The organism is Maridesulfovibrio sp., assembly GCF_963666665.1.
In the GTDB taxonomy this organism is placed as follows: Bacteria; Desulfobacterota; Desulfovibrionia; order Desulfovibrionales; family Desulfovibrionaceae; genus Maridesulfovibrio.
Genome location: NZ_OY762999.1, coordinates 3,911,785 through 3,935,374, shown reverse-complemented (window position 1 = coordinate 3,935,374; position 23,590 = coordinate 3,911,785). Strand labels below are relative to the sequence as shown.

22 protein-coding genes are annotated in these 23,590 nt (G+C 46.2%); 12 read left to right on the top strand and 10 right to left on the bottom strand.

Going from position 1 to position 23,590, the window contains the following annotated elements; all coding sequences use genetic code 11:
* Positions 1 to 20: 20 nt before the first annotated feature.
* From ACKU40_RS18015 to ACKU40_RS18005, 3 genes are all read right to left on the bottom strand, one after another.
* Positions 21 to 1,331, bottom strand: coding sequence for a HAMP domain-containing sensor histidine kinase (locus ACKU40_RS18015; protein ID WP_320174167.1), 1,311 nt, complete (start codon positions 1,329 to 1,331; stop codon positions 21 to 23).
* Positions 1,321 to 2,010: a response regulator transcription factor gene (locus tag ACKU40_RS18010; protein ID WP_320174166.1), complete on the bottom strand. Its 690-nt coding sequence runs from the start codon at positions 2,008 to 2,010 to the stop codon at positions 1,321 to 1,323. Before ACKU40_RS18010 ends, ACKU40_RS18015 begins: the two co-directional genes overlap by 11 nt.
* 143 nt (positions 2,011 to 2,153) lie before the next feature.
* On the bottom strand, positions 2,154 to 3,314 hold the full coding sequence (locus ACKU40_RS18005) for an MFS transporter (protein WP_320174165.1): 1,161 nt from the start codon (positions 3,312 to 3,314) through the stop codon (positions 2,154 to 2,156).
* 109 nt (positions 3,315 to 3,423) lie between these two features.
* Here ACKU40_RS18005 and ACKU40_RS18000 point away from each other — a divergent pair, with 109 nt between their 5' ends.
* The 6 genes from ACKU40_RS18000 to ACKU40_RS17975 all read left to right on the top strand — a co-directional run bounded on the left by ACKU40_RS18000 (position 3,424) and on the right by ACKU40_RS17975 (position 7,241).
* Positions 3,424 to 4,155 (top strand): SprT family zinc-dependent metalloprotease, encoded by a 732-nt coding sequence (locus tag ACKU40_RS18000; RefSeq protein WP_320174164.1) that lies wholly within the window; start codon positions 3,424 to 3,426, stop codon positions 4,153 to 4,155.
* Positions 4,156 to 4,259: 104 nt separating this feature from the next.
* Positions 4,260 to 4,595 (top strand): STAS domain-containing protein, encoded by a 336-nt coding sequence (locus ACKU40_RS17995; protein ID WP_320174163.1) that lies wholly within the window; start codon positions 4,260 to 4,262, stop codon positions 4,593 to 4,595.
* 10 nt (positions 4,596 to 4,605) lie between these two features.
* The gene (locus tag ACKU40_RS17990) at positions 4,606 to 5,382 is read left to right on the top strand and encodes a DsbA family protein (RefSeq protein ID WP_320174162.1); all 777 of its coding nucleotides are present in this window, start codon (positions 4,606 to 4,608) and stop codon (positions 5,380 to 5,382) included.
* 132 nt (positions 5,383 to 5,514) lie between these two features.
* A complete protein-coding gene (locus tag ACKU40_RS17985; protein WP_320174161.1) occupies positions 5,515 to 6,066 on the top strand; it encodes a chemotaxis protein CheD in 552 nt (183 codons plus the stop codon).
* Between the two features lies 1 nt (position 6,067).
* Complete coding sequence (gene budA / locus ACKU40_RS17980) at positions 6,068 to 6,865, top strand: acetolactate decarboxylase (protein ID WP_320174160.1); 798 nt, start codon at positions 6,068 to 6,070, stop codon at positions 6,863 to 6,865.
* Between the two features lie 61 nt (positions 6,866 to 6,926).
* On the top strand, positions 6,927 to 7,241 hold the full coding sequence (locus ACKU40_RS17975) for an Hpt domain-containing protein (RefSeq protein WP_320174159.1): 315 nt from the start codon (positions 6,927 to 6,929) through the stop codon (positions 7,239 to 7,241).
* Between the two features lie 39 nt (positions 7,242 to 7,280).
* On the opposite strand, the gene uvrA is transcribed toward ACKU40_RS17975, so the two are convergent.
* The gene (gene uvrA, locus ACKU40_RS17970; protein WP_320174158.1) at positions 7,281 to 10,028 is read right to left on the bottom strand and encodes an excinuclease ABC subunit UvrA; all 2,748 of its coding nucleotides are present in this window, start codon (positions 10,026 to 10,028) and stop codon (positions 7,281 to 7,283) included.
* Between the two features lie 438 nt (positions 10,029 to 10,466).
* Here uvrA and ACKU40_RS17965 point away from each other — a divergent pair, with 438 nt between their 5' ends.
* Genes ACKU40_RS17965 through ACKU40_RS17950 form a run of 4 tightly spaced genes read left to right on the top strand, consistent with a single transcriptional unit; the run spans position 10,467 to position 13,996 of the window.
* On the top strand, positions 10,467 to 10,934 hold the full coding sequence (locus ACKU40_RS17965; protein ID WP_320174157.1) for a hypothetical protein: 468 nt from the start codon (positions 10,467 to 10,469) through the stop codon (positions 10,932 to 10,934).
* Positions 10,931 to 11,791: a hypothetical protein gene (locus tag ACKU40_RS17960; RefSeq protein ID WP_320174156.1), complete on the top strand. Its 861-nt coding sequence runs from the start codon at positions 10,931 to 10,933 to the stop codon at positions 11,789 to 11,791. Before ACKU40_RS17965 ends, ACKU40_RS17960 begins: the two co-directional genes overlap by 4 nt.
* Complete coding sequence (locus ACKU40_RS17955; protein ID WP_320174155.1) at positions 11,788 to 12,927, top strand: hypothetical protein; 1,140 nt, start codon at positions 11,788 to 11,790, stop codon at positions 12,925 to 12,927. Before ACKU40_RS17960 ends, ACKU40_RS17955 begins: the two co-directional genes overlap by 4 nt.
* Positions 12,920 to 13,996: a hypothetical protein gene (locus ACKU40_RS17950; RefSeq protein ID WP_320174154.1), complete on the top strand. Its 1,077-nt coding sequence runs from the start codon at positions 12,920 to 12,922 to the stop codon at positions 13,994 to 13,996. The genes ACKU40_RS17955 and ACKU40_RS17950 overlap by 8 nt, the downstream gene beginning before the upstream one ends.
* A gap of 57 nt (positions 13,997 to 14,053) precedes the next feature.
* Here ACKU40_RS17950 and ACKU40_RS17945 read toward each other — a convergent pair whose 3' ends face one another.
* From ACKU40_RS17945 to ACKU40_RS17920, 6 genes are all read right to left on the bottom strand, one after another.
* Positions 14,054 to 14,860 (bottom strand): HD domain-containing phosphohydrolase, encoded by an 807-nt coding sequence (locus ACKU40_RS17945; RefSeq protein WP_320174153.1) that lies wholly within the window; start codon positions 14,858 to 14,860, stop codon positions 14,054 to 14,056.
* 178 nt (positions 14,861 to 15,038) lie between these two features.
* The gene (locus ACKU40_RS17940; protein WP_320174152.1) at positions 15,039 to 16,160 is read right to left on the bottom strand and encodes an ATPase; all 1,122 of its coding nucleotides are present in this window, start codon (positions 16,158 to 16,160) and stop codon (positions 15,039 to 15,041) included.
* A gap of 162 nt (positions 16,161 to 16,322) precedes the next feature.
* Positions 16,323 to 17,183 carry a bifunctional methylenetetrahydrofolate dehydrogenase/methenyltetrahydrofolate cyclohydrolase FolD gene (folD, locus tag ACKU40_RS17935; RefSeq protein ID WP_320174151.1) on the bottom strand — a complete coding sequence of 287 codons (861 nt, stop codon included), beginning with the start codon at positions 17,181 to 17,183 and terminating at the stop codon, positions 16,323 to 16,325.
* Between the two features lie 87 nt (positions 17,184 to 17,270).
* Positions 17,271 to 18,065 (bottom strand): hypothetical protein, encoded by a 795-nt coding sequence (locus tag ACKU40_RS17930; RefSeq protein WP_320174150.1) that lies wholly within the window; start codon positions 18,063 to 18,065, stop codon positions 17,271 to 17,273.
* Positions 18,066 to 18,191: 126 nt separating this feature from the next.
* Positions 18,192 to 19,484, bottom strand: coding sequence for a phosphopyruvate hydratase (eno, locus tag ACKU40_RS17925; RefSeq protein WP_320174149.1), 1,293 nt, complete (start codon positions 19,482 to 19,484; stop codon positions 18,192 to 18,194).
* An 82-nt stretch (positions 19,485 to 19,566) separates the two neighbouring features.
* Positions 19,567 to 20,352, bottom strand: coding sequence for a type III pantothenate kinase (locus ACKU40_RS17920; RefSeq protein WP_320174148.1), 786 nt, complete (start codon positions 20,350 to 20,352; stop codon positions 19,567 to 19,569).
* Between the two features lie 370 nt (positions 20,353 to 20,722).
* Here ACKU40_RS17920 and ACKU40_RS17915 point away from each other — a divergent pair, with 370 nt between their 5' ends.
* Positions 20,723 to 21,337 (top strand): MerR family transcriptional regulator, encoded by a 615-nt coding sequence (locus tag ACKU40_RS17915; RefSeq protein ID WP_320174147.1) that lies wholly within the window; start codon positions 20,723 to 20,725, stop codon positions 21,335 to 21,337.
* Between the two features lie 203 nt (positions 21,338 to 21,540).
* On the top strand, positions 21,541 to 23,439 hold the full coding sequence (gene htpG, locus ACKU40_RS17910; RefSeq protein ID WP_320174146.1) for a molecular chaperone HtpG: 1,899 nt from the start codon (positions 21,541 to 21,543) through the stop codon (positions 23,437 to 23,439).
* Positions 23,440 to 23,590 lie beyond the last annotated feature (151 nt).

The window sequence follows — 23,590 nt, the reverse complement described above, 5'->3', positions numbered from 1 at the left end:
GAATCCACAACAAGAAAAGCTTACTCAATAACCTCTTCGGTTGAACTGAAATCAATGGAAACAATTGTACCGCCCTCAAGGCGACTGCTTATTGAAAAAAGCCAGCCGAACCGACCACACAATCTTTGGACAATAGACAGGCCCAGTCCGAAGCCGCTGCTACTTGAACCTTTTACATAAGGCTCTGAAATATTTTTCATAACATCATCGGAGATGCCAATTCCCGAATCCCTCACGGTCACAATCGAACCCTTTATGAGGACTTCTACAGATCCACCCGGAGAAAAATTATAGGCATTACAGAGCACATTATTGAAAACAATGGAAAAAGCACGTTCAGGGGCATGGTTTGAAGAACGATCGATCACCTCAACAGCCAGGTCAATCTTCTTAAGTTCAGCAAGTGGCTGCAAACTGCGAAGGACTCTCTCAGCCGCTTCACTTATATCGAACAGACCTTCGGAGACTTCCTTATTTTCTTCCCGGGCTATCCAGAGCAATGTTTCTATGGTCTCTTCCATGTCCTTCACTGAACGTTCTATACGCCCCAAAGGTTTCTGCAGCTCAGGGGTTTCTGATGAACGGGAAAGCCTTATGATTTCCAGGGCCCCTTTGATTACACTCAGCGGGGTGCGCAATTCATGGCTGACATCTCTGGTGAACTCCTTTTCACGCTTAATAAACATCCGCACTCTCTTAAAAGAATTCTGAATATTCAAAGCGATCAGACCTATTTCATCTTTACGCGATGACTCAGGTAGCTCCCTATTCAAATCATCCGGCCTGTACGCCCGGATTTTATCAGCCAATGAATCAAGGGGACGAAATACAATTTTACCGATAAAGATAACAAGAAGAATACTCAAGGCAGCGGTGCAAACGAAATAGAGAATAAAGATGCTGGTAGTGCCCAAAAAGCATGACTGTCTGGCAAGTACATGACTGGCATCATAAATCAGGAACAGCCGCCTGCCCCCTTCAGGATAAGTGCGCACTAATGTGTTGTGGGTAGAGGGACCGGGGATTGCTGCCGGGCCGCTGGTCTCATAAAAACCGTCCCGCAAAAATGGGAGCGAGTCCTTGAAATCATCAGGAAGCTGTGCCGGGTCTGTTGCCGCTTGCAAATTCCGCAACATGGGCAGGCGGGCATTTTTGTCTGCAGCGTAACGCCTGAAATAGTCATCAGCCTCATCACGGAGCATGTTGTTGATTACTTCGTCTTCTGTAATCCGCACAGTACCGAACTGTGCCCAGCTGTATAACCCCAGCAGAACAACCAAAGAGACACTGTAGGAGACAATCGCCTTAAAACGTAAGCTGTTAATCTTCATTGTTCCCGGCCAACTTAAATCCGACACCGTAAACGGTCTGTATCATTGGGTAAGAGAACCCCTTATCCACCTTGCAACGCAGTTTGTAGATATGACTGCGCAAGGAATCGCTGTCCGGAGGATCTTCACCCCAAAGGGAAAACTCAACATCCGTACGCGGCACTACATTAGGGTAGGCCTCCATAAGGAGCCGCAAAAGCTGAAAACAGGCCCTGTTAAGCTTGATGGGGACTCCTTCTCTGGTTACAGACCTCCGCCCGGTATCCATGACCAAAGTCCCGACACTAAGCGAAGACGGACCTCTCCCCCTGTTGCGGGCGGTAATTGCACTCAGCCGGGCACTGAGCTCTTCCAGAGCAAAGGGCTTAACCAGATAGTCATCCACTCCGGCATCAAAACCTGACAGCTTATCCTGCAATGTGTCCAAAGCTGTAAGCATGAGAATGGCAGGCTGGACAACGGAAGTCTTGCGAATACGGGAACAGACTTCAAGCCCGTCCATTCCCGGAAGCATCACATCCAACACCATAGCATCATAATTATTAGTCACAGACAGATGTAAACCGGCAACACCGTCCGCAGCATAATCTACCACATGACCGCATGATTCCAGATAATCACATATATTTTCAGCAAGATCATGATGATCTTCGACAACCAGCACTTTTAATGGCGGCATGGCAAAACCTCATTTCACAATAAGTAAAGCTACAACTGTAGATTAAAAACATCTTCCTCATACCCGGCAGCACCGGAAAAGGCGAGAAATAGCCGTAAACCTAAGCTGATTTTTGTGAAATAGATGTGAAAACCTTATCCTGCCTAATCTGCCCGCCCCTTCAAGCGTAATTCACGGTCCACAAACTGGCTGAGAACAAGCGAGATCAAAGACATTCCCGCTGCACCGAGGAAGACAATGCGGTAATCCTGCATCCATGCGATCCCACCCAATACGGGCACGAAAACAGCAGCAATATGGTTGATGGTAAAGCTGACCGCCATGGACGGGGCAATGTCCGGCTTATCGGCAATCTTCTGGAAGAAGGTCTTGATGGCCATGGTGAAGTTGAAGAAAATATTGTCCAGAATATAAAGTAGAGCACCTACCAGCGGACTGTCGGTGTAGGCATAAGCGGTGAAGATCAGGAACAGGCTGGCGTACTCAAGGGTCAGCACCTTGCGTTCACCGAACTTGTTCACCGACTTGGCAATGATCGGGTTGACGAAGTAGTTGATCACGTTGTTAACCACAAAAAGAATGGCGATGTGCTGCAATGAAAATCCGAACTTCTTGACCAGCAGGAAGACAGCAAAGGCCACAAAAATCTGTCTGCGCGCCCCGGCGATAAAAGTTAAGGCATAGAAAAGCCAGTACTTGGAACGAAAAATCATCTTCTTGTGCTGCGGCGGCAGGTCCGGGGAAGAAGGATCACGGGTCAGGCAATAAAGCCCCGCCAACACAGCGACAACGCCTGCCCCAAAGAAAATTTCAGAATAGCCCATGAAACCGGAAATCGAGATAACAACCACACCCACGCAAATATTGGTCGCTGCGGCAAGGCTGCGCAAACGGCCCATAACCAGCGGAGCCTCTGTGTAACCGAAATACTGCAGGGTCAGGGACTGGTTCAGGGTCTCGTAATAGTGAAAACCGAAAGACATAACCAGAGTAGTAAAAGCCAGTCCGGCAAAAGAAGGCATGAACCCGGTTATGCAGATACCAAGCCCCATGATAATTACAGAAAGTGCTGCCAAACGGTGCTCCTTGATGAACATGAGCACGTAGATTACAAGCAGGGCAAGGAAGCCCGGGATTTCACGAATGGAGCCGAGCATGCCGAACTGACCGCCGTCCAGTCCGGCCACTTCAACCGCAAAGTTGTTCAGCAGGGTTCGCCAGCCCTGAAAGCCGATAGTGGTGGCAATGGTCAGCACCAGCAGAAATATATACATCTTACGGGAAGTGAAGCTTTTTGTAGGCACGATGTGATCCTTAAAATGGTGAGATTATGATAAACGGATGCGTTCAATAAGGACGGAAAAAGTAATCCCGCGTGCGACATAAAACAAGTCAAAATTTAGCAGGAACAATATGGCAGACTTTCCTCCCCCGTACTCAGTGCGGGTCAGCCCAAGGGCAAAAAACGTAATAATCAAATTAATTCCGGACAAAGGAATAGAAGTAGTGCTGCCAAAGGGAGCCAACCGCAGGGATGTCCCCTATTTTCTGGAAAAACGCCGGGATTGGATAGAACATAATATCCGTAAACTGGAAGGAAAAGGATTGTCCCTGACCCCGCCGGAACTGGTTCTGCCTGATGAAATCTGCTTTGCCGCCAGCGGGAAAGTCTTCTCGGTAAGGAGAGTGGAAAACCGTAAATCCGGCCTGCGCATGCGACGTAATGTGGATAAGCTGCTCTTGAGCGGCAAAGGCTGGTCACCTGAAGAAGAACTTGAAGTACTGACCCGTTTTGTGCGCAGCGAAGCCCGCGACTTCCTTGTGCCGGAACTGAAAAAAATTTCAGAAGAACTTAACCTGCCCTTCAGCAAGGTCTTCATCCGCGCGCAGCGCAAACGCTGGGGCAGCTGCTCCGCCAAAGGCAACATCAACCTGAACATGAAACTCATGTTCCTGCCCTACCGCCTAGCCCGCTATGTACTCATTCATGAACTCTGCCACACAGTACACCTGAACCATTCCGCTAAATACTGGAGGCTGGTAAAAATGGTCGAACCGAATGTAGACAAATTGGAAAGAGAACTTTCCGAAGCTGGAAGACTGGTCCCGGCATGGATTAATTTTCAGGAAGATCAAAGCCTATAAAACGTCTTCCTCTTTACAAACCACCACAAATGGATGAAGTTAATCTTTTAATAAATACACATCTAAGAACGAATCACACAGCCATATCTCTTTAAGGAATCACAATGGAAATCAGCAGCAAAAAAGTCGGCGAAGTATTGATCATGGGCATAAATGGCCGCCTTGATGCCCTTACCTCCAGCAAGCTGGAAAGCAGGATGTGCGAACTCATCAACGCCGGCGAAACTAAAATTGTTCTGGATCTCGGTGAGCTGGAATATATTTCCAGTGCAGGACTTCGGGCCATACTTTTTTGCGCCAAAAAGCTGAAGACAATTGATGGAGACATAGCCTTCGCTAATATCACCGGGATGATAAGTGAAGTTTTTGAGATTTCCGGATTCGGAACTATGTTCAATCTATACAGTTCCGCCCTTGTTGCTGCGGAAAAAATATCCTGAGGAGCCCGGCATGCTACGCCCTGCCCTGACTATTCTGCTGACTTCGGCAATAATTTTTCATGCACAAATATGCGGGGCAGAAACTTCCCGGACCGTTAGCAAAGAAGAGGTCCGCCAAATCCTTAAGGACAACCCCGAAGTCATCTTCGAAGCCCTTCAGGGACACGAAGAAGAACTCTATGACCTTTTACAGGTCGGACTGGAAAAAAAGAACAAATCACGGATCAGAGAAGGCAGGCTCAAGCAACTTAGAAATCCAAAAATAGCAGCTCTCCACCCGGACCGTCCGATATGGGGATCTCCCAATGCGAAAATCAGCATCATTGTCTTTTCAGACTTCCAAAGCGCAACCAGCGCCAAGGCTGATCTAATTATTCATAAACTTCTGCAGCAAAACCCTGATATCAACTACCGATTCCGCCATAATCCTCTGGGATTACATAAAATGTCACTTCCGGCAGCCAGTTATTACGAAGCCCTTGCCCTGCAGGATCAGGCTAAAGCAAAAAAGCTTAACCGACTGATCTTAAAGAACAGATTGGCAATTAAGAAAAACGGGATAAAAAAGCTTGATGAGCTGGCAGAAGAATGCGGTGCAGACATGAATCAATTGCACCAGAACTTGAATTCCCCGCAGGTAAATGCGCGCATTGACGGAGACCGCAAGGAGGCACGCAAGCTCGGCCTGACAGCCTCCCCGGTCTTTCTTGTTAACGGGGTTACTGTAACTGGAGCTGCTCCCCTCGATGAATTTGAGGAAGTACTCCGGATGATCCGCACCAATTAAGCTATTTATAACAGAGACTTCACACTCTATTATTTAAGCTGAACAACGCGAAAGAGCATAAAATACTGGGCAGCAATGCGATAGTGATATATTATCATAAGACCTGCTAAAAATTTCCAAATCGCGGACAACATGAACACAATGCCACAAAATCAATCTGATATCCGCAGGGTATTCCTGCATACCGGAGACGCATACCTCGGAGTTAAACCGACTATTGTCTCCACCGTACTCGGGTCCTGTGTGGCAATCTCCATGTATTCTTCCCGGAAAAGACAAGGTATCATCTGCCACGCATTCCTGCCTTCACGCGCTGAAATCAAGGATATAAACGAGCCGTCAATTCAGATTTGCAGATATGTGGACACAGCAGTAGACCATTTGCTAAAGAGCATGAGACGTTTGGGGGTCAGGAAAAACGAACTTGAAGTAAAACTGTTCGGTGGTGCAACCGGATTGACTTATTCTCAGGTAAGGCCCTCATGCGCGCTGGGTATCGGCAATAGAAATGTTGATGCCGCACTTCAAAATTTGGAAGCAAAAGGACTCAAGCCTGTAAGCATGGATGTAGGCGGAAACGTGGGCAGAAAACTTCTTTCTGTACTTACTCCGGAGACGTCTGGATCAAGCGGCTTGAAAAAAATATGTTCTAGCCATCTAACCGGCCACCGTCTGCAAGAATAAAATGAAATTCACTAGCAAGCTATATTCAGTTCTTTTACTGTTCACTATCTTTCTTTTCAGCCTAACCGGAATATCCCGTGCCGGCGAGCCCATTTACCAATATTCGATCATTGATTCCCTGCTTGCAGGCAATTATGACGGGGAATTAACTATCGGCGGTCTCAAAAAACACGGGGATACCGGACTGGGTACATTTAACCGGCTGGACGGGGAAATGGTTTTCCTCGATGGCGAAGTTTACAAGGTTAATGCTCACGGCACTGCCGTTAAAATGAATGATAGCGAACGCACTCCCTTTGCTGCTGCTGCCTTTTTCAAGACAGGAAAAATAATCAAGCTTGATTCAGTTAAATCCCTTGAAGACTTGAACAGCAAGATTTCAAACTCTCTCGACTCTGAAAATCTTTTCTACATCATCCGTATTGACGGTAAATTCAGCAAAATACGCACCCGCAGCGTTCCTGCTCAGGATAAACCATATCCTCCGCTGAAAGAAGTGGTTAAGAATCAGAGTATTTTCGGATTCAAGGACATCACCGGGACCTTGATCGGCATTAAGAGCCCGTCTTATATCAAAGGAATCGGTGTTCCCGGCTTCCACTGGCACTTTATTACCAAAGAACGTACCTCCGGGGGACACGTCTTGAATTGCATTTTCAGCAATCTGGCTGCCAAGGTCGGAACATACAGCGAATTTCAGCTCCAGCTCCCGGAAACCAAAAGCTTTCTCGAATCCAGATTTGAACAGGACAGACAAAAAGAATTAAAAGAAGTGGAAAAAGATTCTGAGAAGAAGTAACATTGGTCAAAATCTAACAATTCCATTTTGTGACTGAATTATATTGTCCGGGAGATATATTATGAGTGAACGCATTCTCGTACAGGTAGATGAAGACCTTGAAGCCATCATGGACCGGTATCTGGAAATCAGGCAAAAAGAACTTGTTGAACTTGAAGAAGCTGTTGAGCAAAAAAATTTCGAAATCATAAGGCTTCTTGGACACCGCCTCAAAGGCACGGGGTCCTCATACGGGCTTGATGAACTGACCCGGCTGGGAACACTCATTGAAGACAAAGCCATGGGGGAGGATATGTCTGATGTTCCGGACTACACGGCAAAAATCAGACATTTTCTAACCAATCTGGACATTGAATACATCGAAATAGATGAGTAAAAACAAGGCCGGAAGGAGTATCCTTCCGGCCTTTCATATTTAAATCAGGAACTCTCCGGTCACTGAATTCGGGTTGGCAATAATCTCTTCAGGAGTCCCCTGAGCTACAATCTGCCCACCGGACTCCCCGCCTCCGGGACCTAAATCAAATACATAATCAGAAGCACGGATCACATCGGTATTATGCTCGATGACTATAACCGTGGCCCCTCTATCTACCAACTGCTGCAGGACCTTGATCAGTTTGCCCACTTCGTGCATATGCAGGCCGGTAGTAGGTTCATCAAGGATGTACAATGTTCCGGGCAGGCTGCGTTTACCAAGCTCGCGGGAAATCTTGATCCGCTGTGCTTCACCGCCTGAAAGGGTGGTGGCGGGCTGTCCCAGCTGCAGATATTCAAGGCCGACCTGCTCCAAGACTTCCAGCCTGCGCTTGAGGGTAGGATGATTTTCAAAGAAGGCCTTGGATTGACGCACGGTCAGATCAAGAACTTCGGCGATGTTCTTGCCCTTGTAATCCACTTCCAGAGTCTGGCTGTTGTAGCGCTTGCCCTTGCAGACATCACAGGTCACGTAGACATCGGGCAGAAAGTGCATTTCCACCCTGATCTGACCGTCACCGCGACATGCTTCGCAACGTCCGCCGCGCACGTTAAAGCTGAATCTTCCCGGCTTGTATCCGCGTTTCTTGGCTTCCTTGGTAGCGCAAAAAATCTTGCGTATTTCATCAAAAATCTTGGTGTAGGTGGCCGGGTTGGAACGCGGGGTCCTGCCAATGGGTGACTGGTCAATGGAAATAACTTTCTCCACTTTTTCAATCCCTTCAATTCCTGCAATACGTCCGGGCTGATCAACCTTCACACCGCGCGAAAGGGCAAGATGCTTATACATGGAATCCACAACAAGAGAACTTTTGCCCGAACCGGAAACCCCGGTAAAGCAGCAGAGCACCCCCAGCGGGATATCAACATCAAGGTTCTTGAGGTTGTTGGTCTTAACACCCTTGAGCTTAATCCAATCCTTGGGAATACGCCGCTCTTCAGGCTTATCCAAGGCAAGTTCACCACGTAGATACTTGGCGGTCAAAGTCTGAGCCTTGCCAAGCAGCTGTTTCACACTGCCCTGAAAAACAATCTCCCCGCCGAGCATACCCGATCCGGGACCGATTTCAATAACATGGTCGGCATTGCGAATGGTGGATTCATCATGCTCCACCACCAGCACGGTATTGCCGCGGGACTGCAAGGAACGCAGAGTCTTGATCAAACGCTCGTTATCACGCGGATGCAGACCGATGGAAGGTTCATCAAGCACGTAGGTAACGCCCACCAGCCCGGAACCGAGCTGACCAGCCAGCCTGATGCGCTGAGCCTCCCCACCGGAAAGGGTCGCCATATTCCGACCAAGGTTAAGATAATCAAGCCCGACATTAACCATGAATCCCAAGCGATGGGTCAGTTCCTTCAGGAGCGGCTCAGCGATGAGCAGTTCATGGCCGGTAAACTCCAGCCCTTCCAACCAGTCCAATGCACGTTTGATGGACATGGAGCAGAATTCAAAAATTGAAATGGAGTTCACTTTTACGGCTAATGATTCAGGACGAAGCCTCGCACCTTCACAGGCCGGGCAGGGCTGCGACTGTCTGAAACGGGAAAGCTCATCGCGCCAGATACGCCCGAGATTATGCCCCACTTCAAGCAGGTCAACCACGCCTTCCCAGCCCAATTCCTTGTCACCGTAGAACAGGGCCTTATATGCGTCAGCTGAAAATTCTGCGAGCGGAGTATCTACCTTGAAGCCATGCTTCTTGCCCAGCGCCCGGAAATCCTTTTCATAGCGCTCGAACATCTTCGGGGATTTCCACGGAATGACCGCTCCGGTCTTTAATGAAAGCCCCTTGTTGGGTGCCAGAAGTTCCGGCTCGTAATATTCAACACTGCCGATACCCGAACAAAGCGTACAGGCCCCCTGCGGGCTGTTAAATGAAAATAACTGAGGGGAAAGCTTGGGCATGCTGATCTTGCATGACGGACAGGTGGACATGGTTGAAAGATACACATCCTCGCCGCCAATAATGGAGACCACGATGGATTCATCCCCATAGCGCAGGGCCAGCTCGAGGGAATCGCCGAGGCGCTTTTTCATATCGCCCTTAATTACAAGGCGGTCCACAACCAGATCAACATTGTGCTTCTTGTTCTTCTCAAGGTCAGGCACATCATCGATGGTATAGACCGTACCGTCCACGCGCACACGGACGAAGCCCTCTTTTTTCAGCTTCTTGAACAGATCCTTGTGGGTACCCTTCTGATGATCAACCAATGGAGCCATCAGCATAAATTTTGTGCCTTCACCAAAAGCCATGATCCGCTCCAGAATCTCGTCCGAAGTCTGAGCTTCAATGGGAATACCGCACTCAGGACAATGAAATTTACCCAGCCTTGCAAAGAAAACACGCAAGAAGTCGTAAATTTCGGTCACAGTACCTACGGTTGAACGCGGGTTGCGCGAAGTGGATTGCTGTTCCAGCGAGATCGCCGGGGAAAGACCCTCAATCTTATCAACCTGCGGTTTATCCAGCTGCGGCAGGAACTGGCGGGCATAAGCGGAAAGAGATTCCACGTAACGCCGCTGGCCTTCGGCATAGACAATGTCGAAAGAGAGGGTTGATTTACCGGACCCCGACGGACCGCAGACCACCACCAGCTGATCACGCGGAATATCAAGGTTCAAATTCTTAAGGTTGTGCTGACGCGCACCTTCAATATGGATAGATTTTTTGTTCATGATAAGAGGCTGATTTGATGCGCATCGCGCTTTTAGTTTATTAAAATTTACCTCCTCCAGCTTTCCCCCTCTTCGTAAAAAGAGTTTAAGAACCCTGCAAACCCACATAAAAGCAGACTTGAAAATTGCCTTAAAAGCAACGATTCGAAGGGGTGAACCTCTGAAAGAGGCAAATCAAAACCTTTTATTAGGTCTTCGCTGTGCCATGCGACTGTTAAGATATACTTAACACGAAGAAAGATAATAAGCACTTCTAAAAAGAAGGCAAGAAAATTAGTAATGATTCTTAATTTTATACAAATCAACATTACACAACCATTTAAAATCATGAACTTTATTAACTAATAAATACTTATTAAAACTTTTAATTTAACATATTAATTGACAGTGTTATTTTTTTAACAAATATTACGGAAAACAATTACGGGAGAATCTATAGTGAAGAACAACTCAAAACCACCTATTCGTCTTTTTTATGGTGGAGTCGGTATATTCCTCACAATATACGGAATTACCCAAATCATCATTGATGCCCCACCGATAAAGCTTCTACCCATATTTCATAAATTCTATTCATTAGCAGGTTTTACCGGTTTGGTTGCTCTCACTATCTGTACAATCAAAATACACATAATAAACAAAACGCTTCAAGCGACAAAACCTGCAATATATATTTTAGAGATCCTTACGTTTTCCACCTTCATCATCTTTTCTCATCTTCTGGACACGCCTTTGATCTCTTTGCCCTTAAAACTAACCATCGCTTCAATTGCGTGGTTTATTGTAAATATTGGCTTGACCCAAGCTATCCCCAACAAATCACGCAAACGGGAAATAATATATGGGGCAAGTTCAATGACGGGACTAGCAAGTGGACTTTTAATCTGTGGGGAGGCTTTGTTTTGATATTAATAATTGGAAAAAGAAAATCAGGAAAGACGTGCTATTTGTATTTAATGCTTGAAAAAATAAGGCAACACGATCTGTACGGATGCCATACCATAGCAAGAAACCACGAAATTAGTGATGCTATTGACAGAAGAGAATGGATTAAGCCGACAATTCAAAACAAAGAAGCAAAAGAATTGGTTCGAAGATCGGTAATAATGAATCTGAGTGATAGAGAGCTAGATGTTTCTTTCAACCTTCCTGACATCTCAGGAGGGGATTTAGAACGCCTGGCCCGTAAATTAGAGTACTTTCAAAAACAACCACCCAATGTAATAAAACAACTTCTTTCCACATCAAATGACCCTGACGAACAATTACTACTCAGTATTTGCCAAGCTGATGGAATCATCATCATGCTGGATCTTGACGACCCTGCAATCCCTGAACCGTATGAAGTCAGCAACAAATTCGCTTTAGGCCAAACAACACCTATGTCTGACACAATGTTCATCAGGCGATTAGCGGAAATGATGTCACTCAACTATGGGTTGGACATTGGTAACCCAGTCAACATTCCTGTTATGGTAGTCCTCAACAAATCTGACATTCACTTTAAAACCGATAAAGTTGAAGACCTATATACCGAGGGAGATACAGCAAAAACGTTTTTTAGCAAAAAATATTTCACCGCGAGCAACCTTCTAAAAGACTGTTTTAACCCAGAGAATATCTCTTACACATGGCATTCTACAGTGGGCAATACTCACACAATAAACAACAAATCGTACCCAGACTATGAATACTACATAGAAATAGACGGACACATATATACAAGAAGCTTTATAAACTTTATTGAACGGATTGCAAAATGATTACTGGAGCCGACATATCACCAGAGACAGAGGTTTACACCTCCGAGCTATCTCACTTCATAGACTATCCCATGGAAATGTTTACAATAAACACCACCCAAGACAAAAAATATATACAAACATACAAAAGCAAACCAATAAAGCGACTCGAAGGGAGAGAAGGCAGGCTAATATTAAGATTCCAATACACCAACAAAAACGACTCCGTAGCGGTGTACTATTTCATTGAACATCTCATACGCAAACTTGAGCACCTTAATAAAACTGACATAAAATCAATTAAAGAATATGCCGTTTCGGCCGCATTTGAACAGGAGATAGAGGCATTCAATGCACTACTCTCGACGGAAACAGACCTCTGGGACACCCAAATGCAAGATATTGCATTAAGATCGCATTTTAGCCATCTAATTAACTATCAGCACATTGAAAATAAGAAACATCAGATAGTCTCGGTTGATTCAGGGTCATTAGCAGAATTAATTGCTGTTGCAGCAGAATTAAGCTCAACACAGCCGGCGATTATTCCAATAGAAATAAATGAAAACGACCAATACCTACACGTATTGAAATCTGGATACTGTGCGATCCTATCAAAACGACAACTAAGCAAAATTCACAACTCAATCGACAGAAAAAAAAATATAATCACAAAAACCTTGGAAAAACTCAACATACATACAACCAGCATCATTCCTCCACTATCAGCCCATGTATTTCTAAATGACATAGAGGATCAAAAGAAATTCACCCTGAACACAGAAGCTTATACAAAAAATGGAGTAATCTGTAATATTTCATACGAAGCTATTCTTGCCTGCAAAATACTGGGACTATCTTCTACTAAAATAACATCACTGATTCCTGACAACTTATCATCCACAAGCAACAACAAATGGGAAGACTGGAATTCATATATTTTTTTCGCATGCTTCTCTGAGATATTACAAACGAGCCATTTCTCAATGCTAATCAAAGCCAATCACCTAAAAATAGGAATTGAGCGAGGAGATGAAAGGACTCAACACCCCAAACGAAGTCCCAAAAGAAGACAATACCATCAAATTGCAAAACTGTGTGAGCAATGGGCAGAGAAAAACAATATTGAAGGGTCAATAGAGGTATACAATGTTTAACAGAAGAAAAATAGAACAGCTTAAAACAGCACTGACAACTTTTGGACTTTTATTAACAATATTAATATGCACAAGTGCATCAGCATACGCAACATATACAGGGCTCATAGACAGCGTATCACCATTCATAGCTTCAACAGTTGCACTAGCAAGCTTCTTTCTAATGCTGTACTTTTCAAATATAATAGCAAAATTTCTAAGCTCAACACACAGTTTCATATCAAGAATACTACTAATAATAACTGCGGCAATTCTTATATTCTCTAGTTCTACAATGTGGTCAATTGTAGGATTATCCAAAAATGAAATCTATAGATTATCCAACTATGATCAATACAAAACATTCTCAAACAATTTCACTGAAAGCGACTTAATACCCAAATATATAACCGCACAGCAATCTATCAACATCGCACAAAAAGACACAGAAAGAATTCTTAAAAATTCAAGTCAAGGTTTATATACTGGAAATCAAAAAAAAGGCACAATATGGAAATCTGCTACCATTGTAGATAAAAAAATATCTGATATACAAAATAAAGTAGACTCTAACATTGAAAAGATAAATGCATCACAGAAAATTATTACTTCTGAACTGAGCATAATGGAATCTGACCCTGAATCATTTACTAAAAGGAACTATTCGAACCATGTCCGCACAATTAATCTGGAGTTACAAAAAATACTATCTCCCGGAATAGGGATTGGACAAATATCACTTGAAAACTCAATTAAAAACCTCGAGCAAACTCTCCGTGAGTACTCCCAGCAGAAGCAAACAAGCACCCAAAAGGCTTTAACAACTGAAGCCAACACATTACAGGGTGATTTAGAACAGATACAAAAGGCATTCAAAGCATTAGATATAACAATTGCACCACTAAAAGATTTGGCCTCCAGCGAGCCAACTATAAAATTATGTTACAATAATATTCTGAACATGCTGCACTGGTGGGCCTTATGCTTAACATTGGATTTTGTTCCATTTCTATTCATGATTATATTAGTTCAAAAGACGATAACCAATCCAGGCAAAAGGTCTTTGAATTTCACAAATCGTGAGCAGTAAAAATACAACAGGGGCTTCTTTAATAGTCTAAAGAAGCCCCAACAAGGGCCTATACTATTAACCTGATTTTCCCATAGGGCAGGTACTGAAATTTTCTTCCACATCCTCAAGGCCGTTTTCTTTAGTTTCGGCTATGAAAAACTCCACCAACTTAGGATCAAGAGAAGGGCCAGCCAGCTTACGCAGGGTAGAATAGGCTTTTTCCAAATCCATAGCTTCCTGATAACTGCGGGTGGTGGTTACAGCGTCAAACACATCGGCAATAGAAAGGATACGTGATCCGGTCTTGATTTCATCGCCCTGCAAGCCGTTGGGATATCCGGTCCCGTCCAGACGCTCATGGTGCGAACGCACATATTCCAAAGCAGGACCGAGAAACTCCAGCCCGCGCAGCATCTTGAATCCCCATTCCGGGTGCTGCTTGATCTCCGCCAGCATATCCGCATCAACCTTGGTATCTACATTTTGGATCAAGCGGTCACTGAACCCGATCTTGCCTATATCATGCAGGGTTCCAGCTACATGCACGGTCCAGATTTCATCTTCGGAAAGTCCCATCCTGCGAGCCAAGCGCTCGCAATAATTACCAACCCGTTCCGCATGTCCGCGGGTATACGGATCGCGCAGACTCAAACCGCGAGCCACGGCTTTGACGGTTGCAACCACATTACACTTAAGTTCTTCATTAGCCTGCTCAAGCGCAAATTCACGGGCCTCAATACGGACCATCATCAAGCCAACTGATTCCGCCAGTTCCCGCACGTAAGGATCATATTCATCAGTAGTCAAATGCATGATGTCATTGGAATAATTTCCGCCGGAAATTTCCTGAATACAAGTCAGCAATTCGGTGAGTCCTTTCATGTGGCAGTCCGTAGATTAGTGTGAATGGGGTGTAGATGTCTTACGACTTTATACTGAAATTGTTTGGTGTGGGATAGGGGGGAAGTTGGTGAAGATGGAAGAGGCAAGGAGATAGATCAAAATTATTCTGACAGAACATTTAAAAATGTTCTGTCAGAATAATTCTAGTAGAATATTTTTAAAATGTCCTGACCAGCCACTTTCTAAAAACAGGATCAACAAGCTCCCAACCGTTTTCTTCATTGCTAACTAAATCCTGTATACTCAGGTGTTTTAAAGCCTTTTGGACTCCACCTGACGATAGATTCGTTTCCTTCAAAAACACCTGAGAAGTAACCTTGCTCCCCGGATATTTTGCCAACCCCACCAGCAAAGCCAGTTGCACCGGTGTTAAGCCGTCAACAATCCCCTGATAGGAATACCTCTCACTCGCAAGAAGTGACTCAAAACATTCATCAACATCCTCTAGACTGGGGTTGTCTCCCATACTGAATAACAAATAACTGAAAAGCTGCGCGTAGTAAGGATATTGCTGTACAAGATTTGAAACGGTAGAGGCAGCTTCGTGCGAAATGGACTTACCACCCTTATTGAAAAGCTCGACAATATACTCCACAAGATCTTCATGTGGCAGAGGAGGGAGTTCCATCAAAAGGGTGCTGTTATAGAAAGGACGATGCCTGTCAGTAAACATGGATTTAAGAATACGTCGCCTGCTTCCTGCAAATATATACCCCGCGCCATGCATCTGGATATGCGTTCGCAGTAAAGCTTCAGTCTTACCCTTGTCCACTTCAACAATATCCTGAAACTCATCCATGGCAATATGCACTGGCTTATCCGACTTCTCGGTAAACCGCCCTATCTCGGAGAGCAGGGATTCAAGCAGGTCATAACCGGAAATGCCTTCAGTAGCACGAACATCTATTTTTACTCCCCCTTCTTCAGTGGGAGTAAAAACAGGCCTATAAGTCTTGAAAAATTCAAGCAGAGCCTTTTTACCTTTCTCGAAAAAAGATACATACTCGCTCAATCCTTCATAAACAGCCCGCGCCAATCTCGAAGCAAGATCCTCAACCGACATGACCCTGTAAAAATCAACATAAAACACATAGGCGCCCTTATCATGCATTTCCTTCTGGGCACGTTTAATCAAAGATGTTTTCCCGTACCTGCGCGGAGAAAATAGGGTTACGTTCGCACCATTCATGCCGTGTGAAATCAAATCAGTGAGTTCCTTTTCACGGTCACAAAAGGGATCACTTGGTCGCAAGGTATTAAAGCGAAAAGGATTATTCACAACATACTCCAAATTATTCTAAAAGAATGCTAAATTTTATTCTCTTAGAATTATTCTAGTAGAATATTTAAATTTGTCAATTAACCTAGTCCACAAAAAAACTCCCTGCCTCAACCGAGACAGGGAGTTTTTCAAAACTTCAAACACGCATAAACCAATAAATTAAGCCCCGACATGCTCCTTATAAGCCTGTACGGTGTTGATCAGCAGCTGAGCGATGGTCATGGGACCGACTCCGCCGGGAACGGGGGTCATGGCGGATGCCACGTCTTCCAGTGCTGCGTAATCGCAGTCACCGACCAGACCTTCGTCAGTTCGGTTGATGCCTACATCAACTACAACTGCGCCGTCTTTAACCATCTCTTTCTTAATGAACTTGGGAATGCCGATGGCAGCGAAAACGAAGTCTGCGGCTTTGACTTCCTCAGCGAGGTTGTCAGTGCGGGAATGGCAGACAGTCACGGTGGCGTTTGCGAAATCACCGTACTGCATGAGCATCATGGCGAGAGGCTTACCAACGATGTTGGAACGACCTACTACTACGGCTTTCTTACCGGAAGTGGGCAGGTTGTAGCGTTCCAGCAGGGTAATGATACCTGCAGGGGTGCAGGAACGGAAACCGGGCAGGCCGAGCATGAGCTTACCTACGTTCATGGGATGGAAGCCGTCCACGTCCTTGCCGGGATCAATGAGTTCGAGACAGCGCTGGCTGTCCAGTCCCTTGGGCAGGGGCAGCTGCAGCAGGATACCGTCGATGGTCTCGTCTGCGTTGAGATTCTGGATCAGTGCTTCAAGCTCTTCCTGAGAAACGGATGCATCGATACGGTGGGCAGTGGAAACAATTCCTGCCTTTTCGCAGGCAATTTCCTTGTTGCGCACGTATACCTGAGATGCGGGGTCCTCGCCGACCAGAATAACGGCCAGACCGGGCGCTCTACCGTGTTTTTCTTTAAGTCCGTCTATCTCTACTTTCAGCTCTTCACGAATAGTAAGAGCTGTTTCTTTACCATTCAAAATCTGCATTGAAATTTCTCCGCTGTTTATGGCCTGTGGGTGAAAAATGCATATTGTAATTTTTGAGGACTGGCAAGCACACAGCCTACTGAATGATTACTCCGGTGTCTTTAAATGGAAGACCTTCCGCTTATCAATTTCAAGACTGTTTAGATCCTGCCCATAATATTTATCCACCAGTTTATCGATTAAGCCTGACGATTGTGCATTTCGCAAGGCTTTCTCCAATATAGGCTTCAATTCCCTACGTTTGGGTGAAAGATAGATTATGATGTTCTTATCATAAGAAAAAAGGATATTCGGGACAATTACCAAGTCCGAATAAGTACGAATCTCTTCCTTTGCTTCAAGAACAGATCGCGGAAAATAGTCAACATTTCTATTCGTACGACTCAGCATACAATAAATAAGCTGCCAATCCGCCACAGAGACATGCTTTAGACCATTCTCTTCCCACACTTTGTTATCGAACCATTTTTGGCCGAACGCGCCTACTAAATTCAAGGCCCGAAAATCTTCTAATGAATTTACATTTTCAAAAAGGCCTACTTTAGATTTTGAAACAACCAGCACTCGCTTTGAAATATTGCCCTTAGTGAGCGGAACGTTAATTGGAATATGCTCTTCGTCATACTTCTTACTTTGGATCAGCGGTAGTACATCGATTGAACCATGTTCAAGCATGCGGCGTTTGCGCAAATTCGGGTAGCATTTCAGCATAACAAAATTAACATCAGGGCTGCTGGCTTTTAAAGCACTGGAGAGCAACTCTCCTACAAACTGGTTGTTCCTCGTTTCGCAACATGAATACCGGACACTTACCTCCGCATAAGTGACACTTGAAAAAGAAAGTACAGCAAGTAATGCCGAAAAAATTAAATTTGCACGCATACTCAAACATACCTTTCGCAGCATAACGGGTCAATAATAAGAGACTTGATCGTGTTATAACATCACAAAAAAAGGCTGCGGGAAAAATCCCGCAGCCTTGTACTAAACTAAACAGACTGACTGTTTTTAGTCTTCGCCGAAGAAAGCTTCCTTCAAAGCGGGACCGTAGTAGATGCCATCATCGTCGAGGTCTTCCTCGATACGCAGCAGCTGGTTGTACTTGGCGAGACGGTCAGAACGGCAGAGGGAACCGGTCTTGATCTGGCCTGCGTTCAGACCTACTGCGAGGTCGGCGATGAAGTGGTCGCTGGTTTCACCGGAACGGTGGGATACGACGTTGGTGTAACCTGCGGTCTTAGCCAGTTCCATGGTGTCGAGAGTTTCGGTCAGGGTACCGATCTGGTTCAGCTTGATCAGGATAGAGTTACAAGCGCCCTGCTCAATACCTTCAGCGAGGATTTCGGGGTTGGTTACGAAGAGGTCGTCACCAACAAGCTGGATTCTTTCACCGAGGTCGTCGGTCATCTTCTTCCAGCCTTCCCAGTCGCCTTCAGCGAGACCATCTTCAATGGAGATGAGCGGGAAACGATCTACGAAGTCAGTGTAGAAGTCGATCATACCCTGAGCGTCGAATTCTTTACCTTCACCGGCCAGAACATACTTGCCGTCTTTGTAGAATTCGGAAGCAGCTGCGTCGATAGCGAGAGCTACGTCAGCACCGGGACGGTAGCCAGCTGCTTCAATAGCTTTCATAATGTATTCGAAAGCCTGAGCGTGGGACTCAAGGTTAGGGGCGAAGCCACCTTCGTCACCAACTGCTGTGTTGTGGCCGTCAGCAGCCAGCAGGCCTTTCAGGGTGTGGAAAATTTCAGCACCCATGCGCAGAGCTTCAGCAAAAGTCTCAGCGCCGATGGGCATGATCATGAATTCCTGAATATCAAGGTTGTTAGGTGCATGCTCACCACCGTTGATGATGTTCATCATGGGTACGGGAAGGAGCTTGCCGTTTACACCACCGAGGTACTGGTAGAGGGGAATACCGAGCAGGTTCGCAGCAGCGCGGGCAACAGCCATGGAAACACCGAGCATTGCGTTGGCGCCAAGACGTTCTTTATTTTCAGTACCGTCGAGCTCAATGAGGATATTATCGATGGTGATCTGGCGCAGGGCATCCTGACCAACCAGAGCTTCAGCGATTTCTTCGCGAACGTTGGCAACAGCAACCTGTACGCCTTTACCTTTGTAACGGTCTTTGTCACCGTCACGCAGTTCGAGGGCTTCGCGGGTACCGGTGGATGCTCCGGAAGGAACAGCAGCACGACCGGTTGCACCGGATTCAAGTACGACTTCAACTTCTACGGTGGGGTTACCTCTGGAGTCGAGAATTTCTCTCGCCCATACTGCGGTAATAGTGCTCATAACAATACTCCTTAAAAATAAATCAACACTTTCCGGTTACTTGAACTACCGGGTACGTCCCCGGCAAAAAACCTACACTAAACTATTTTTCACTGCCAAACCAAGCCATGCGCAACCCGTCCAGAAGGAGGGTCGGCTCCACACGGTCAATGGCCTGACAGACTTCAGCTATCTTAGAGGCGAACCCTCCGGTGGCGATGAGCTCAACCTCCCCGCCGAGAGTCTTGCCCAAACGCTCGCTCAAGCCTTCAACCATGGCTGCGAACCCGAAGATAAGCCCCTGGTTAAGGCTGTCTGCAGTGCTCTTGCCCGGCCTGATGGTATCGGACTCGATCTCAAGAGAAATATGCGGCAGTTTTGCGGTCCCGGATGCCAGCGCCTTGGTGGAAGAAAGCACCCCGGGGCAGATCAATCCGCCCATATAATCCATGCCCACCACACAGTCGAAAGTGGTGGCAGTGCCGAAATCGACAACAATGAGATTCTCGCTGCCGCTGATCCGGCGGCCCGCAAAAGCTGTGACCAGCCTGTCTGCACCGACTTCCCACGGCCTTTCATACTTGTTATTCAGTGCCAGAGGAATGGAATCCGGCGCAAAACGAAGCTCACAGGGAAAAAATCTTTCCACGGCCCGCTTCAGTATAGGGTTCATGGGCGGAACAACCGAGGATACGGCTCCGCCGATGATGTCTTCATTGGAGAACCCGGCAACCCGGCAGATTTCAATAAGCTTGAGTCCCCACGAATCCGCAGTGCCCCCGGGATCGGTGGGCAGAGTGAATGAAGGGCCAATTTTATCACGGGTGGAAAAACCGATTTTGGTATTGGTATTTCCCACATCAAAAAGTAAAATAGTTTCCGAACTCAACGTTGAACTCCGCTGCTTGCTGGATTCTTGCTCCAAAACTAATACCATATTCCGCAGAAACTAAAAACATGATTGCGAGACAATTATGGTACACTCCGGGGCTAGTTTTCAAAGACCGTCCGAAAAACGAAAATCACTGTTGATTCCTCTTTTCGGCCAGCCTTTTAAGACCTGTCAGGTTGACCGCGTACTCCATTCTTGAAAAGGAATCAATATGGTTTTCTGATCGAAAGTGAACACAAAAATGTTCGAATTGCAACATTTTTATAATAATTTGATAGTTTATAGACTGGACTTGCATTAAAAACTAAAAAAAAATAATAATAAATAAAGTTTGAATTTCCCATGAAACCCCAATGCGGAGCATGCCGTGCCAGACAAAAAACTTCTTTCCATCGCCGAAATTTCGCGCTTGCTGGAGGTACCAGAGTCAACCCTCCACTACTGGAAAAACCGTTTCGCCCAGTACCTGCCCAGTACCGGTCGCAACCGGCAAAAAAGATTCAAATCTGAAGCAATTGAAATTTTTAAAATTATCGCCTCCATGCTCAAACAGGGCCATACAGCCGAAGACGTTATGGCCGAACTTTCCCGCAAGTATCCGGTCAACGTAGCCATTGATCCGCAAGGACCGGAACTGGCAACACCGGCCGCCCCCGTTCAGATCCAGCAGGCCAGTTTGGAACCTGCCATCCAACTTGCCGCTGCCATGGGAACTGAAATCGCGAAATCTATCAATGAGGGCCTGAAGGGAATGCTCTCCTGCATGCCGCAGGGAGCAATATCCGAAGACGTAAGAGCCTGCATGGACAAGGCAAACGCCGACCTGAATGCCCAGAATGCAAGCATTGCAGGTTTAAAAGACGAAAACACACAGCTCAAAGAAAAACTTTCTGTGATGGAAGCAGAGCTGGTCCGGCTGCGCAAAGACCGCCGGGAAATGGAAAAGTTCCTCCTTGACAAGCTCAAAGCAGTAACTAAATAGATCAAACTGCTGAAAAGCAGCGACCTGCGGCGTAGCTGCAAAAAGCTCAAACCCTCACGTATTAAGTATACGCTTCGGTCTTGAGCTTTTCTTGCGCCTTGCATCTCACTACTTTTGAACAGTTTGATAGTACATTAAAATTTCAATTACCTTCCGACTGTCTTGAACAGCCGGAAGGAATTTTATGTTTATGGAGGAACTAAATGACTGCCCAGACAGAAAAATTCGAATTCAAGGCTGAAGTTAACCAGCTGCTGGACATCCTGGTCCACTCACTCTACACCAACCGCGAAATTTTCCTGCGCGAACTGGTTTCCAACGCATCCGATGCCCTCGATAAAATGCGTTTTGCCATCAACAGCAATCCCGAGCTGGAAGATGAAGTGGAACCCGAAATCCTCATCGCCTACGACGAAGAGAAGAAGACCGTAACCGTGACCGACACCGGTATCGGCATGACCCGCGAAGAAGTCATGACCAACATCGGAACCATCGCTCATTCCGGTTCTGCTGAATTCGTCAAACAGGCTGCCGGCTCCAAAGAAAGCCTTGATTCCCTTATCGGCCGTTTCGGTGTCGGTTTCTACTCCATCTTCATGGTTTCCGACCACGTTGTTGTGCGCACCAAGTCTTACCTCAAAGACGAACCTGCAATCCAGTGGGTCTCCGATGGCAAGAACGCATATGAACTCACTGAAGTTGAAGCTGAAATGGATCATGGTACCATCATCGAGATCCACCTCAATGAAGACAATGCCGGACGCTTCGGTTCCGACGACAAACTTAAAGACATCGTCAAACGCCACTCCAACTTTGTATCTTTCCCGATCATGATCGGCGGCGAACGCGTTAACACCGTATCCGCCCTCTGGCGTGAACCAAAATTCCAGATCAAACAGGAGCAGTACGAAGAATTCTACAAATTCCTGACCTACGACGTGCAGCCTCCCATTGATACCCTGCACTTTTCCGTAGACGCTCCGGTACAGTTCAACTCCCTGCTTTTCATCCCTGAAAATGACCTCGACATTTTCGGCATGGACCGCGACAACTGGGGCCTTGATCTCTACGTACGCCGCGTGCTCATCGAAAAGCAGAACAAAAACCTGCTCCCCGAGTACCTGAGCTTCATCAAGGGTGTGGTCGACACCGAAGACCTGCCCCTCAACATCTCCCGCGAGACCCTGCAGGACAACCTGCTCATCGGTAAAATCAGCGCAACCCTGACCAAGCAGGTTCTGGGACAGCTGGAAAAACTCGCTAATGATGATGCAGAAAAATACGCAAAATTCTGGAAAGCCCACTCCAAGATTTTCAAAGCCGGGCACATGGACTTCCTCAACCGTGACAAGTACGCCAAGCTGCTCCGCTTCGACTCTTCCAAAGCCGAAGCCAATACCCTTGTATCTTTTGCGGACTATATCGAACGCGCCAAGGAAGACCAGAAGGAAATCTACTACTCTTTTGTTGCCAGCCGCGAGGCCGCAAACCTCAACCCGCACCTCGAAATCTTCCGCAACAAGGATATCGAAGTACTCTACCTCTACGAACCCATTGATGAATTCGTCATGGAATCCATCCGTGAACACGAAGGTTTCAACTTTGTAGCCGCTGAGTATGCCGACCTTGAAAAGCTGGATAAATTCGAATCAGCTAAAAAAGAAGATGAGCCGGAACCGCTTTCCGAAGAACAGGAAAAAGATATGGAGGCACTCATCGCCAAGATGAAGGAAGTCCTCGGCGAACAGGTTTCTGAAGTAAAAGTTTCCGAACGTCTTTCCGACTCTCCCTGCCGTCTGGTCAACCCAGACGGAGCCATGACTTCTTCCATGGAAAAACTGATGAAGGCCATGAATAAAGACAGCTCCATCCCCACCAAGACCATGGAAGTGAACGCCGACCATCCGCTGCTGCGTTCCATGCTGGAAATCTTCAAGGTCAACCCTGATGACGAGTTCATCGCCCTTTCCTCTAACCAGCTGCTTGAATCCGCCCTGCTGCTGGAAGGCTACCTTAACGATCCCCATGCCTTAGTAGGCCGCATTCAGAGCCTGCTGACCAAGGCCGGCGGCTGGTATGCCGAGCTGGAAAAGAAAAACTAGTAATATATTACAAAAAAGTGCATCAAATCCCCGGTAACAATAGTTGCCGGGGATTTTTTAATTTATTTCAAATCCATGTTGCTGACAGCCCCTGCTTAAGATAAAATATAAATTACCGAACTAGACTTGAGCTGCAGGACAAACTCTCCCA

What these genes read in the sequence shown, in the direction of transcription:
- ACKU40_RS17990 (WP_320174162.1), top strand. Translation starts at nt 4,606, where the DNA reads ATGCTACGCCCTGCCCTGACTATTCTGCTGACTTCGGCAATAATTTTT.
- eno (WP_320174149.1), bottom strand. Translation starts at nt 19,484, where the DNA reads ATGAGCACTATTACCGCAGTATGGGCGAGAGAAATTCTCGACTCCAGA.
- budA (WP_320174160.1), top strand. Translation starts at nt 6,068, where the DNA reads ATGAAATTCACTAGCAAGCTATATTCAGTTCTTTTACTGTTCACTATC.
- ACKU40_RS18000 (WP_320174164.1), top strand. Translation starts at nt 3,424, where the DNA reads ATGGCAGACTTTCCTCCCCCGTACTCAGTGCGGGTCAGCCCAAGGGCA.
- ACKU40_RS17975 (WP_320174159.1), top strand. Translation starts at nt 6,927, where the DNA reads ATGAGTGAACGCATTCTCGTACAGGTAGATGAAGACCTTGAAGCCATC.
- ACKU40_RS17985 (WP_320174161.1), top strand. Translation starts at nt 5,515, where the DNA reads ATGAACACAATGCCACAAAATCAATCTGATATCCGCAGGGTATTCCTG.
- htpG (WP_320174146.1), top strand. Translation starts at nt 21,541, where the DNA reads ATGACTGCCCAGACAGAAAAATTCGAATTCAAGGCTGAAGTTAACCAG.
- ACKU40_RS17995 (WP_320174163.1), top strand. Translation starts at nt 4,260, where the DNA reads ATGGAAATCAGCAGCAAAAAAGTCGGCGAAGTATTGATCATGGGCATA.
- ACKU40_RS18010 (WP_320174166.1), bottom strand. Translation starts at nt 2,010, where the DNA reads ATGCCGCCATTAAAAGTGCTGGTTGTCGAAGATCATCATGATCTTGCT.
- uvrA (WP_320174158.1), bottom strand. Translation starts at nt 10,028, where the DNA reads ATGAACAAAAAATCTATCCATATTGAAGGTGCGCGTCAGCACAACCTT.
- ACKU40_RS18015 (WP_320174167.1), bottom strand. Translation starts at nt 1,331, where the DNA reads ATGAAGATTAACAGCTTACGTTTTAAGGCGATTGTCTCCTACAGTGTC.
- ACKU40_RS17945 (WP_320174153.1), bottom strand. Translation starts at nt 14,860, where the DNA reads ATGAAAGGACTCACCGAATTGCTGACTTGTATTCAGGAAATTTCCGGC.
- ACKU40_RS17955 (WP_320174155.1), top strand. Translation starts at nt 11,788, where the DNA reads ATGATTACTGGAGCCGACATATCACCAGAGACAGAGGTTTACACCTCC.
- ACKU40_RS17950 (WP_320174154.1), top strand. Translation starts at nt 12,920, where the DNA reads ATGTTTAACAGAAGAAAAATAGAACAGCTTAAAACAGCACTGACAACT.
- ACKU40_RS17930 (WP_320174150.1), bottom strand. Translation starts at nt 18,065, where the DNA reads ATGCGTGCAAATTTAATTTTTTCGGCATTACTTGCTGTACTTTCTTTT.
- folD (WP_320174151.1), bottom strand. Translation starts at nt 17,183, where the DNA reads ATGCAGATTTTGAATGGTAAAGAAACAGCTCTTACTATTCGTGAAGAG.